At 61.1% G+C, this 12,675-nt stretch carries 12 protein-coding genes; 4 read left to right on the top strand and 8 right to left on the bottom strand.

Annotated elements, in window-relative coordinates:
* Positions 1-28 precede the first annotated feature (28 nt).
* Complete coding sequence (metE, locus tag SNL23_RS06330) at positions 29-2,317, bottom strand: 5-methyltetrahydropteroyltriglutamate--homocysteine S-methyltransferase (protein ID WP_318301851.1); 2,289 nt, start codon at positions 2,315-2,317, stop codon at positions 29-31.
* Positions 2,318-2,533: 216 nt separating this feature from the next.
* Between metE and SNL23_RS06335 the strand changes: the two genes are divergently transcribed.
* Both SNL23_RS06335 and SNL23_RS06340 read left to right on the top strand, forming a co-directional pair.
* On the top strand, positions 2,534-2,995 hold the full coding sequence (locus tag SNL23_RS06335) for a GNAT family N-acetyltransferase (RefSeq protein WP_372241460.1): 462 nt from the start codon (positions 2,534-2,536) through the stop codon (positions 2,993-2,995).
* Positions 2,995-3,444, top strand: a complete 450-nt coding sequence (locus SNL23_RS06340; RefSeq protein WP_167663170.1) for a hypothetical protein — start codon at positions 2,995-2,997, stop codon at positions 3,442-3,444. Before SNL23_RS06335 ends, SNL23_RS06340 begins: the two co-directional genes overlap by 1 nt.
* Positions 3,445-3,486: 42 nt before the next feature.
* Here SNL23_RS06340 and SNL23_RS06345 read toward each other — a convergent pair whose 3' ends face one another.
* The 7 genes from SNL23_RS06345 to SNL23_RS06375 form a co-directional block, all read right to left on the bottom strand.
* A complete protein-coding gene (locus SNL23_RS06345; RefSeq protein ID WP_318301852.1) occupies positions 3,487-4,320 on the bottom strand; it encodes a phosphodiesterase in 834 nt (277 codons plus the stop codon).
* A gap of 16 nt (positions 4,321-4,336) precedes the next feature.
* Positions 4,337-5,368 carry an ABC transporter ATP-binding protein gene (locus tag SNL23_RS06350; protein ID WP_318301853.1) on the bottom strand — a complete coding sequence of 344 codons (1,032 nt, stop codon included), beginning with the start codon at positions 5,366-5,368 and terminating at the stop codon, positions 4,337-4,339.
* Complete coding sequence (locus tag SNL23_RS06355) at positions 5,365-6,159, bottom strand: ABC transporter permease (protein ID WP_258346442.1); 795 nt, start codon at positions 6,157-6,159, stop codon at positions 5,365-5,367. Before SNL23_RS06355 ends, SNL23_RS06350 begins: the two co-directional genes overlap by 4 nt.
* On the bottom strand, positions 6,156-6,977 hold the full coding sequence (locus SNL23_RS06360; protein ID WP_318301854.1) for an ABC transporter permease: 822 nt from the start codon (positions 6,975-6,977) through the stop codon (positions 6,156-6,158). The genes SNL23_RS06355 and SNL23_RS06360 overlap by 4 nt, the downstream gene beginning before the upstream one ends.
* Complete coding sequence (locus tag SNL23_RS06365) at positions 6,978-7,982, bottom strand: ABC transporter substrate-binding protein (RefSeq protein WP_076017054.1); 1,005 nt, start codon at positions 7,980-7,982, stop codon at positions 6,978-6,980. It lies immediately after the preceding gene.
* Positions 7,982-8,986 (bottom strand): LacI family DNA-binding transcriptional regulator, encoded by a 1,005-nt coding sequence (locus tag SNL23_RS06370; protein WP_318301855.1) that lies wholly within the window; start codon positions 8,984-8,986, stop codon positions 7,982-7,984. The genes SNL23_RS06365 and SNL23_RS06370 overlap by 1 nt, the downstream gene beginning before the upstream one ends.
* Before the next feature lie 360 nt (positions 8,987-9,346).
* Entirely contained in the window at positions 9,347-10,015 is a 669-nt protein-coding gene (locus tag SNL23_RS06375; RefSeq protein ID WP_318301856.1) for a DUF2268 domain-containing putative Zn-dependent protease, read from the bottom strand.
* A gap of 184 nt (positions 10,016-10,199) precedes the next feature.
* Between SNL23_RS06375 and SNL23_RS06380 the strand changes: the two genes are divergently transcribed.
* Positions 10,200-11,297 (top strand): carboxynorspermidine decarboxylase, encoded by a 1,098-nt coding sequence (locus SNL23_RS06380; RefSeq protein WP_003211413.1) that lies wholly within the window; start codon positions 10,200-10,202, stop codon positions 11,295-11,297.
* A 29-nt stretch (positions 11,298-11,326) separates the two neighbouring features.
* Entirely contained in the window at positions 11,327-12,571 is a 1,245-nt protein-coding gene (locus SNL23_RS06385; RefSeq protein ID WP_017475085.1) for a saccharopine dehydrogenase family protein, read from the top strand.
* Positions 12,572-12,675 lie beyond the last annotated feature (104 nt).

Raw genomic sequence — 12,675 nt, forward strand, 5'->3', positions numbered from 1 at the left:
CACCCGGCGTTTGATTCCGAGTGTTGGATCAGGCCAATTCAGCCCGCAGTTGACGCGCCGCAGTCACCATGTGAATCAGCGCGGCTTCAGTCTCCGGCCAGCCACGGGTTTTCAGGCCACAATCCGGGTTGACCCACAGGCGCTCCGCCGGGATGCGTTTGGCCGCCTTGCGCAACAAGTTGGCCATTTCCGAGGCATCCGGCACCCGTGGCGAGTGGATGTCGTACACCCCCGGGCCGATGTCGTTCGGGTAAGCGAAGGCTTCGAATGCCTCCAGCAACTCCATGTCCGAGCGCGAGGTTTCGATGGTGATCACGTCAGCATCCATCGCCGCGATGGACTCGATCACATCGTTGAACTCGCTGTAGCACATGTGGGTGTGAATCTGGGTTTCGTCACGCACGCCGGAGGCGCACAGGCGGAACACTTCAGTGGCCCAATCCAGGTATTCCTTCCACTGCGCCTGGCGCAACGGCAAGCCTTCGCGGAACGCGGCTTCGTCGATCTGGACGATCTTGATGCCGGCGGCTTCCAGGTCCACCACTTCGTCACGAATCGCCAGGGCCAGTTGGCGCGCCTGTTCTTCGCGGCTCACGTCTTCACGGGGGAACGACCACATCAGCATGGTCACCGGGCCGGTCAGCATGCCCTTCATCACCTTGTTGGTCAGGCCTTGGGCGTAGCGGATCCACTCCACGGTCATGGCTTTCGGACGGCTCAGGTCACCGAAAATCACTGCGGGTTTCACGCAACGGGAACCGTAGCTCTGCACCCAGCCAAAGCGGGTAAATACATAACCGTCCAACTGCTCGGCGAAGTATTCGACCATGTCGTTGCGTTCGGCCTCACCGTGCACCAGTACGTCCAGGCCAAGGTTTTCCTGCACTTCTACAGCGTGACGGATCTCGCTGTGCATGGCTTCGACGTATTCGGCTTCGCTTAATTTGCCAGCCTTGTACGACTGGCGCGCCAAGCGGATCGAAGCAGTTTGCGGGAACGAACCGATGGTGGTGGTCGGGAACAGCGGCAGGTTGAGGCCAGCCCGTTGTTTCTCGATACGCTGGGCAAACAGCGAGTGACGCTGGCTGTCCTTGGCGGTGATCGCCGCCACGCGGGCTTGCACCGCGGGCTTGTGGATACGCGGGGAAGCGGCACGGGCAGCTTGAACGGCGCGGCTTTCAGCCAGGGCGGCGATCACGTTTGGCGCTTCAGGTTGATTCACGGCCTGAGCCAGCACCGCCACTTCTTCGCACTTCTGTACGGCAAACGCCAGCCAGCTTTTCAGCTCGGCATCCAGCTTGTCTTCACGGCCCAGGTCCACCGGGCTGTGCAGCAAGGAGCAGGACGGCGCCACCCACAGGCGATCACCCAGACGCTCATGAGCGTGCTGCAAGGTGGCCAGGGCTTTTTCCAGGTCGCAGCGCCATACGTTACGGCCGTTGACCACGCCCAGGGACAGCACCTTATAAGCCGGCAGGCGATCAAGGATGGTCGGGTACTGATCCGGCGCACGCACCAGGTCGATGTGCAGGCCGTCCACCGGCAGGTTGGCTGCCAGGCCGAGGTTCTCTTCCAGGCCGCCAAAGTAGGTGGCCACCAGCTTCTTCAGCGGGTCACGCTGGATCAGGTTGTAGGCACGCTCAAACGCATTTTTCCAATCCTGCGGCAGGTCCAGCACCAGGATCGGCTCGTCGATTTGCACCCACTCCACACCCAGGTCTGCCAGGCGCTGGAAGATCTGGCCGTACAGCGGCAGCAGGCGGTCCAGCAGGTCGAGCTTGTCGAAATCGCCGCCCTTGGCCTTGCCCAGCCACAGGTAAGTCAGCGGGCCGATGACCACCGGCTTGACAGTGTGGCCCAGGTCACGGGCTTCCTTGACCTCTTCGAACAGTTGCTCCCAACCCAGCTGGAACTGCTGGTCGGCGCTGAATTCAGGCACCAGGTAGTGATAGTTGGTGTCGAACCACTTGGTCATTTCCTGGGCGTGGGCACCGCCGCAGCAGTTGTCGCTGACGCCACGGGCCATGCCGAACAGGGTGTGCAGGGTGGCTTTGCCATCGGCCGGGCGGAAACGCTCAGGGATCACGCCGAACATCAGCGAGTGAGTCAGTACCTGGTCGTACCAGGCGAAGTCACCGGCGGGCAGCAACTCGATGCCGGCTTTCTTTTGCAGGTCCCAGTGCGTCTTGCGCAGCTCACGACCTACGGCGCGCAGGCCGGCTTCATCGAGCTCACCCTTCCAAAACGCTTCCTGCGCTTTTTTCAGTTCACGATCGCGACCAATGCGCGGGAATCCAAGGGAATGGGCAACAGCCATGACGTAAAGCTCCAATGTGTGTGTATGGGAGCTATTGTCGGGATCAGGCGATGGTGAGACAAACTCATATTATTCCGGATGATCACAAGTTCTACTCATGATGATCGAACGATGCGATATGCAGACTACTTCGCGACTAAGCAGCGATGGCAAGTCGACGGGCGCATCTCAGGCTAAAGTAGCGCGACCCGAACAAAAACAAAGGTAGCTCCGGTGATCCATACAACGCGCGACTTTTCGATACGCACACTCTCAGCGCTGACCGAAGAACTCCTGACACTGGAAGCAGAAGCCATCGCTGAAGGCTTCAGGTTTCTGACGCGCCTGATTGCAGAGTGGAAAAGCGGCGCCAACCGTTTTGATCGACCCGGCGAATGTCTTTTGGGCGTATTCAATAACGGGCAGTTGATCGCCATTGGCGGGCTGTCCTATGACCCTTATGCAGGTACGGAGGTTGGCAGGCTACGCCGGGTGTACGTCGCACAGGCATCAAGGGGATGCCATGTGGGCAAAGCATTGGTCAGTCAGCTTCTGAAACACGCTGCGCAGCAGTTCGGTGTTGTGCGCTTGTCTACCGACACCCAAGAAGGTGCCGCCTTTTACCTGCGCTGCGGGTTTGAGCCGGTACAGGACAAACATGCAACTCATGCAAAATCGTTAATTGATCAGGAGGCTTAATGCAGGTGACCAACGACAACCGGCCTGAATACATTAAACGGCTTGAACATCTTCTGTATGGCAACAACTATCAGGTCTCGTTGGACGTCTACGGCCCTCTGGATTCGGGCGCCCCGTTGATAGACATCCTCAAGTCTGCGGTCAACTCATCCTGCGTGGTGAGTCGCTGTGCTCAAGTCAGTCTCGACGACGTTCGCGAGCAAGTGCTTGAGTGGCTGCTCTACCCTGGCGACCTCGGTTCAGGCCCGCTAGACCTCGACATCAAACACGCAGAAATTCGGGCATTGGCCGAACAACTGTTGCAGGGAGCACAACTCGATAACGCTGATGCAGCCTATGATTTCTATCTCGCCAACGGCCATCCAGGCTATCCCGTGTTCTGGGAGTTCGCCTATGACATCCATGCCTCGGGCAAGCGCTGGATCTTGCTCGGCAGCAGCAGCGATTAGTATCGGAGCGCCACCGCGCAAGAGATAAACCTACGGCAAACTTCAGTCAATTAACCCATCAGCGTCATAAAACGGATACGGCCCCGGGTAGTCCCCGAATACGCCGTTGTGGCTGATCAACCCTTGCTGTTCATCCCAGCGGTGCAAGAGATAACCCGCCGGTTCCAGGTTGAAATGCGCCGGAGCAGCCTCCTGTAGATCCAGCACGATTTGATGGGACGTGCCCGGGCATACGCAGCTCACACTGCCGCCGAAACGGCGCTGCATCGTCCGGTGCAAATGCCCACACAGCAAGCGTTCCACCTGAGGGTGACGGGCGATGACCTTTTCCAGCGCGGCAGCGTTACGGAACGGCTCGCGGTCCATATGGCCGATGCCGCTGATAAACGGCGGGTGATGCAAGATCAGCAGGGTCGGCACGTGCGGCTGCAGCGCCAGTTGCTGATCAAGCCACTGCAATTGGCTGTCCAGCAGCTGGCCGCCATGGGTATCGGGAATCGTCGAATCCAGGCCGATCAGCCGCACCGGATAGTCGTCCACCACCCAGTCCAGCGGGCCGTCGGCGCTCGCCGGCAAATAGCGGTGATCACCAAAGGCGTCGAGCAAATGCTGGCGGTTATCGTGATTGCCCGGCACCAGGTAGCAAGGCATCTGCAAACGGGCCAGCTCGGGGTGCAGCACGGCGTATTCATCGGCGCGACCGAAGTCCACCAGGTCGCCGCTGATCACCACGATATCCGGTCGTGGATAGCTGGCATTCAGGTGGTCGACGGCACGGCGCAATGCACCGAGGGTATCGACCACGCCGTAGGTCAGGCGCTGACCTGCTTTAAGGTGCAGATCGCTGATCTGCGCAACAAGAAACGGACGGTTCAAAATAGGCTCTCTGAAGTCAGGCATGCAGGGTGAACAGCTTGTGTGGGGCGATGGCCAGGGCAATCGGCGCGCCGACGGCGTGAAGCTGGTTGTCGCTGCTGTCCACCAGCAGCGGTTGCGGGCCACCGACATCCACCAGCAGGCGGCTTTGGGCGCCCTGGAAAAACTGCGCCAGCAAATGCCCGTGCAGGTGCCCTTCGCTCTCCATCACCCGCAGGTGCTCGGGGCGGCAGTACACGATGGGCGGCAGATGGGGCTCGTGCCACGGCAGTTCGCCGCCACACACTTTCAAGCCATGAGCCGTGCGATCCACCACCGAAAAGGCATTCAGGTTGCCCACAAAGCCTGCAACAAACGCGTTGGCCGGCTGCTGGTAGATCTCCCGCGGGCTGGCCAGCTGCGCGATACGCCCCTGCTCCATCACCAGGATGCGATCTCCCAGGGCCATGGCTTCTCCCTGATCGTGGGTGACGAACACCGAGGTGATGCCGAGGCCGCGCAATAGCTGATCCAGCTCGCTGCGCAGGCGCTCACGCAACTGTGCGTCGAGCGCTGCCAACGGCTCATCCAGCAACAGCACTTTGGGCCGAGGCGCCAAGGCGCGAGCCAGTGCCACACGCTGACGCTGGCCGCCGGACAGTTCATGGATGCTGCGCTTGCCATGGTTCTGCAGGCCCACCAGCTCCAGCAGTTCGTCACAGCGCTTGTTGCGCTCTGCCGGCGCGACGCCGCGAATTTTCAGGCCGTAGACGATATTGCCGGCCACATCCAGGTTGGGGAACAAGGCGTAATTCTGGAACACCATGCCCACATCACGGCGCTCGATGGGCAGGCGCGTGACGTCGGTGTCACCGAAAAAAACCTGGCCCACGTCGGGACGCTCAAGGCCGGCGATCAAGCGCAAGGTGGTGGTTTTGCCACAACCGGACGGGCCGAGAATGGCCAGGGTTTCGCCGCCCTCGATGGTCAGGTCGAGGTTCTGCACAGCAACGGTGCCGTCGGCGAATGCCTTGCGGCAACCCTTCAGGCGAATGGTGATAGCGGTCATCGACGCTCTCCACGAGACAGACGAGCACTGATGGCCTGCAACGCAATCAGCAGCGGTACGATCATCAGCAAAAAGATAAGGGTGTAGGCGCTGGCGATTTCCAGGCGGGCCGAGGCATAGCTGTCAGCGAGGCCGACGGGCAAGGTCTTGGTCATCGGCGTGTGGAGCATCCAGGTCAGGTTGAACTCCCCCAGCGACAAGGTAACGACCATCAGCACGCCGGCGAGAATCCCCGCCCGGCAGTTGGGCACTACCACACTGAAAAAGCGCCGAACGGGGCCTGCGCCCAAACTGGCGGCGGCCTCTTCCAGAACCGGCAGTTGCTGGCGTTGCATCACCGCCATCACCGGGCGCACCAGGAACGGCAAGGTGAACAACACATGCCCCACCAGGATGAACAACCAACTGCTGCGAAACCCGCCGAACTGGCCGTAGGTCAGCAACAACGCCAGGGCACTGGCCAGGCCGGGCATGGCCACCGGCAGCACCATCAATTCCTCGAAGGCGCGGCTGAAGCGGTTGTTCATGCGCACCAAGGCATACGCCGCCGGTACGCCGATCACGCAGACGCATACCGCGCAGGCCAGGGCCAATTGCAGCGAGAGCCAGACCGTCGGCGAGTAGGCCTGCCAGACCTGGATCAACCAGTCGAAGGTCAGGCCGCTGGACAGGCCGACGAAGAAGTTGCGCGTCAGCCCCGCCAGCAATGACATCAATACCGGCACCAACATGAAGGCGCAGACCAGCAAGGTAAACAGCAACTGGATGACAAACAGCGATGAGCGCTTCACAGGACCGTCCCCGCGTTTTTCACCAGGCGCCGCGTCAACAACAGCACGGCCCAGGTCACCGCGCCAAGCACCACCGAGAGGGCTGCCGCCACCGCAAAGTTGGCGTAGTTGGTGAACACGTTATAGATAGCGACGGGCGTCACGTTCAGCCGTGTGCCCAGGGTGAAGGCCGTGCCGAAGGCGCCCATGGACGTGGCAAAACAGATCGCCCCGCAGGATGCCAGGGCCGGCGCCAGGCCCGGCACGATCACGTCACACACCACCCGCCAATGCCCGGCCCCCAGTGAATGGGCGGCTTCCTCGAGGCTGCGGTCGAGGCTTTCACACGCCGCCATCACCGTGAGGATCACCCGTGGAATCGAGAAGTACAGGTAGCCGACAAACAACCCTGCCAAGGAATAGGCAAAGATCCAGCGTTCACCGGCCAACTGAAGCCCGAGTGCGGCAAACAAGCCCTGGCGGCCCGCCAGCAGGATCACCAGGAAGCCCACTACCACGCCGGGAAATGCCAGGGGAAACGTCAACAACGCCACCAGCGCCGAGCGCCCGAAAAATTGCTGGCGGGCGAGAAACACACCCGTGATACCGCCAACCAGCAGCGCCGCCAACGTCACCAGCACCGCGAGCACGCAGGTTTGCGCCAGGCTGCCCAGGTATTGCGCGCTGCTCAGCACTTGCCAGTAACCGCTGCCGTGGCTGTCGCGGCTTTCGCCGCCCAGCACTATCAAGTGCGCCAGCGGCAACAGCCAGAACGCGAGCAGCACCGCAAACGCCGGAGCCAGCGCCCAGGCGGGATTTGGCCGCAAAAGTGCCTTCACCTACTTGACCTCACTCAGGTAACGCGCGGCGAAGGCTTCCTGCACGGCGGCCATTTTTTGGTAATCCACCACGCCGGCGCGGGCGTAGTCGCTGTCCGGTAGAAACTGCGCGGCGACTTCCGCCGGCATCTTCATTGGCCGCACCGGACGCAGGTAGGCTTTGGCCCAAAGTGCCTGGCCCTCATCGGACAGAACGAAGTCCAGCACCTTTTCACCGTTGGCGCGGTGCGGCGCGTTCGCCACCAGGCTCATCACGTACGGCACGCTGATGCTGCCTTCCTTGGGAATCACGAAGGCGACGTTGGCGTTGTCCTTATAGCGGGCGCGATAGGCGTTGAAGTCGTAGTCCACCAGGATCGGCAACTCACCGGAGAGCACCCGCGCATAGGCGGTTTGCTTGGGCACGATGGGGGCGTTTTTCGCCAGCTTCTGGAAGTAGTCGATGGCCGGCGCGAAGTTATCGAGGTCGCCACCCATGGCGCGGTTGATCGCCACCGCCGAGACGTAGCCGACGAAAGCGCTGGACGGGTCGAGGTAACCGACCATGCCTTTGTACTCAGGCTTGAGCAGGTCGGCCCAGCTTTGCGGCACCGGCAGCCCGCCCAGCGCGTCGACGTTGACCATAATGCCGAGGGTACCGGAGTGAATCGCGAACCACTGGCCGTCCGGGTCTTTCAGGCCGGCGGGAATCTGTTCCCAGCCTTTGGGTTTATAGCCCTCCACCACCCCGGCCTTCTGCGCTTGCAGGCCGAACGTCACGCCGTAGTAGACAACATCGGCCACCGGCGCGGCTTTCTCGGCCACCAACTGCGCCAGGGACTGGCCGGAGTTCTTGTTATCCAGCGGCACCTGCACACCGGTGGACGCCGCGATGGCCTTGAGTTGCGAGCCCCAGTCCGCCCAGTCTGGCGGGCAGTTGTAGCAAATCGCGGTGTCGGCGGCCTGGGCCAGGCTGGCCGTGCCGCACAGCAGCAATGCCGCCAGGGTTTTACTGAGCATGCTCATCAAGCGTCTCCTTTATGGGGTTGGGTACTTTCGCCCGGCCGGATATGGCACGGCAGGCAGTGGGAAGTCGGTGGGTTGCCGGCGATTTGCGCCAGCAGTTGGTCGATCACGGTGCTGGCCAACAGCGCGATGGGCTGCACCACGCTGCACAGCGTCGGGTGCATCTGGGTGCCCAGGGAAATGCCGTCGAACCCCATCACCGAGAGTTGTTCGGGCACGTTCCAGGCATGGCGGCGCAGTTCGGCGATCAGGCTGATGGCGAGAAAATCGTTGGAACACACCAGTGCTGTGGGGGCCTGGGGGCCTTGCAGGAAGGGTTCGATGGCGGCGAACTCGGCTTGGGTGTGGGCCGGCATTTCAATCACCGGTTGGCTATCGAGGCCGTACTCGCCCATGGCATCGCAATACCCGGCGTAGCGCAGGCGGGCCCGGTCGGACTGCAACGCGGGGCCGGCGACCATGGCGATCCGGCGATGGCCGGCTTCCAGCAGATAACGGGTAGCCAGGGCCATGCCGGCGCGGTTGTCCACGGAGACAGCGCTGTAGTTGGGGTTGTCGGGTTGGTGGTAGGCCAGCACGAACGGCGTTTCTTCCGTGGCCAGGCTGTGGAGCACGCTATTGCTTTCGGCGTCGGTGACGGTCAGCACCAGGCCGTCGACGCGCTGGCGCAGCAGTTCTTCCACCACGCAGCTTTCGCGCTCGGCGCTGTAGTCGGTGGTCGCCAGCAACAGGTTATAGCCACGCAGGCGCGCCGCGCGCTCCATGGCCTGGAACTGCTCGGCGAACACCGGGTTGAGCAGGTTGGGCACCACCACACCAATCAGTTGGGTGGTTTGCAGGCGTAGTTGGCGGCCCAGCAAATTGGGCCTGAAACCCAGCTCGCGGGCGGCAGCGAATACCTGGTCACGGGTGGCCGGGCGCACTTGTTCCGGGGAGGCAAAGGTGCGGGCGGCGGTGGCGCGGGATACGCCGGCCAGCCGCGCTACGTCTTTCAAATCAGTCATTGTCACTCGCTTGAGATCGATCTCATTGGCGAGGACAGTAACGGGGGAATGTGGCAGTCAGGCGATGGGGAGATGACGGTTTGATGTCAGTGCGGGCGGGGGTTTACTTGATGATCGTTCCCCACGCTCTGCGTGGGAATGCATCCCGTGACGCTCCGCGTCACCACTGCGCAAGACGTGAACCTTGCATCGCCCGATGGACGCAGAGCGTCCGAGGCGGCATTCCCACGCAGAGCGTGGGAACGATCACCATGGCGGTGTGTCAGGCAACCAGGTTGTCGTCTGTGCCGCCGCCTTCGCGGCCTCGCTAAAGCTCGACGGCTCCCACAGGGGATGGGGGGTGCTTGGTGGTTTTGTGTTTCAAGGCGGGGTCACGAGCCCTTGCTTGGTTGCATTGGCGAGTATGTCTTGGGCGGGCACGTTGACCCATGTGGCGGCGTCCACGTCGCCCTGCGTTGCCAGCCAGGCCTCCACCATCTGGTAGCCGAGCGTGTACCCCAACCACCTTGCCCGCGCGCCGGTACCAAAGAACCATTCGCTGTGGTCGTAATACGTGGCCTCGAGAAGCTGGCGGTCTACCGGGGAACTCAGCAGCTCCTGTGGTGCAAGCGCCCTTTCCCACAACTCCGGCTCACTGCCCAGCACCCGTCGCACAAACTGCCCGGCCAGGCCTTCACTGATCATCGCCTCCCCCAGCGTCCAGCCATAGCCGGGCCCTGCCATGCGCAGGCAATGATGCACTTCATGCACCACATGTCGGCGCAACGCGCCGCTTTGCAGGCTGGCGAGAAAATTCGGATTGTCGGGGTCAAGGGTCATGCTGAACAGGGTGCTGCGATAAGCGCGCCCCACCAGGCCCAGTTCCGGGAGGGTCTCCCCCGGCAATCGCTGGATCAGAATGTCCAGGCGCGGCGGCGGCATCAGATGCGCAATGGCCTCGTAGGCGACTTCAAATTCACGGATCAGCTCAGGGCGAAACTGCGCCAGGCTCCCCGAAGCTTCCAGCCAATGCAGCGTCCATGCGTCCATTCTCACCTCTCGTCGCCAAAGCCGGGATGCGTTATCAAAGCGGCTCATCATACCGACGGGCTGTCATATTCACAGGCCAGCTTATAACCGGGCCAGCAAATTCCGCTGACTAACCTTTCGATCTGTCCCAAGTGCGGGCACAATGCGTGTCCTTTTTTGGCAGGCACCGCCGCAGGCTCTGAAAATGATCAAAACGCCGTACTACCTCATCGACAAACAGAAGCTTCTGGTCAACATGCAGAAGATCGCCTACGTGCGCGAACAGTCCGGCGCCAAGGCTCTGCTGGCCCTCAAGTGTTTCGCCACCTGGTCGGTGTTCGACCTGATGCAGGAATACATGGACGGCACCACCTCGTCGTCGTTGTACGAGCTGAAGCTGGGTCGCCAGAAGTTCGAAGGTGAAGCTCACGCCTACAGCGTGGCCTGGGCCGACGATGAAATCGAAGAGATGCTGGATAACTGCGACAAGATCATCTTCAACTCCATCAGCCAGCTGCAGCGCTTTGCCGAACGCAGCGAAGGCAAGACCCGCGGCCTGCGCGTCAACCCGCAAGTGAGCAGCTCCGACTACCTGCTGGCCGACCCGGCGCGCCCGTTCAGCCGTTTGGGCGAGTGGGACCCGGTTAAGATCGAAGGTGTGATCGAGCAGATCTCCGGCTTCATGTTCCACAACAACTGCGAGAACGGTGACTTCAACCTGTTCGACCAGATGCTCAACACCATCGAAGAACGCTTCGGCGCGCTGCTGCACAAGGTCAACTGGGTCAGCCTCGGCGGCGGCATCCACTTCACCGGTGAAGGCTATGCCATCGACGCCTTCTGCCAGCGCCTCAAGGCGTTCTCGCAGAAGTACGACGTGCAGGTGTACCTGGAACCCGGCGAAGCCGCGATCACCAACAGCGCCTCCCTGGAAGTGACCGTGCTCGACACCCTCTACAACGGCAAGAACCTCGCCGTGGTAGACAGCTCCATCGAGGCTCACCTGCTGGACCTGCTGATCTATCGCCTCAACGCCAAGCTGGCGCCAAGCAATGGCGAACACACCTACATGGTGTGCGGCAAGTCGTGTTTGGCCGGGGACATCTTCGGTGAGTATCAATTTGATCAGCCGCTGGCCATCGGCGATCGACTGTCGTTCATCGACACGGCAGGCTACACCATGGTCAAGAAAAACTGGTTCAACGGCCTGAAAATGCCGTCCATCGTAGTGAAACAACTCGACGGTACAGTCGAAGTGGTTCGTGAATTTGGTTACGACGACTACCTGTCCAGCCTTTCGTAAAGCGGACAGATAAAGGAGAGATAAAGCAATTGAAAAAGAACGTTCTTATCATTGGTGCAGGAGGTGTCGCCAAGGTGGTGGCCCACAAGTGCGCGCAGCACAACGACGAACTCGGTCGTATTGCTATCGCGTCGCGCAACATCTCCAAATGCCAGGCCATCATCGACAGCGTCAAGGCCAAGGGTAGCCTCAAGGTACCCGCCCAGATTCAAGCCTTTGCGCTGAACGCTTTGGACGTGGAAGCGACCAAGGCACTGATCCGCGAAACCGAATCGCAGATCGTCATCAACGTCGGTTCCGCGTTCCTCAACATGTCGGTACTGCGTGCCTGCATCGACACGGGCGTGGCGTACCTCGACACCGCCATCCACGAAGAGCCGGGCAAGGTCTGCGAGACCCCGCCGTGGTACGGCAACTACGAATGGAACCACCTGGAAGAGTGCAAACAGAAGAACATCACGGCCATTCTCGGCGTGGGCTTCGACCCGGGTGTCGTCAACGCGTATGCCGCGCTGGCGCAGCAAAAGCATTTCGACCGCATTGATTCGATCGACATTCTGGACGTCAATGCCGGCTCCCACGGCAAATATTTCGCCACCAATTTCGACCCGGAAATCAACTTCCGCGAATTCACCGGACAGGTGTGGAGCTGGCAGAACAGCCAGTGGACCAGCAACACCATGTTCGAAGTCAAACGCACCGACGACCTGCCTGTGGTCGGTTCGCAGAACCTGTACCTGACCGGCCACGATGAAGTGCACTCGCTGTCGAAAAACCTCGACGTGCCCAATGTGCGTTTCTGGATGAGCTTCGGCGAACACTATATCAACGTGTTCACCGTGCTGAAAAACCTCGGCCTGCTCTCCGAAAAACCGGTCACCACCGCCGAAGGCCTGGAAGTCGTGCCGCTGAAACTGGTCAAGGCCGTGCTGCCTGACCCGTCGTCGCTGGCACCGGGCTACACCGGCAAGACCTGCATCGGCGACCTGGTCAAGGGCACCAAGGATGGCCAGCCACGCGAGCTGTTCATCTACAACGTGGCCTGCCACGAAGAAGCCTTTGCCGAAACCGACAGCCAGGGCATCTCCTACACCGCCGGCGTGCCACCCGTGGCCGCAGCGCTGCTGGTTGCCCGTGGCGAGTGGGATGTGAAGCACATGGCCAACGTCGAGGAACTGCCGGCTGAGCCGTTCCTGAAAGCGCTGGACGTGATGGGGTTGCCGACTCGTATTAAAGACGAGAATGGTGATCGTGCTTGGGATGCGATTGCCTGATCGGCGAAAGTTGACCGAACAAAAAAATGCGCCCGAAGGGGCGCATTTTTTGTTGGGGCTCACATCAATCTCCAAGAATGATGAAGATCAAAATGTGGGAGCGG

The organism is Pseudomonas sp. SED1, from assembly GCF_034044025.1.
Classification (GTDB): domain Bacteria; phylum Pseudomonadota; class Gammaproteobacteria; order Pseudomonadales; family Pseudomonadaceae; genus Aquipseudomonas.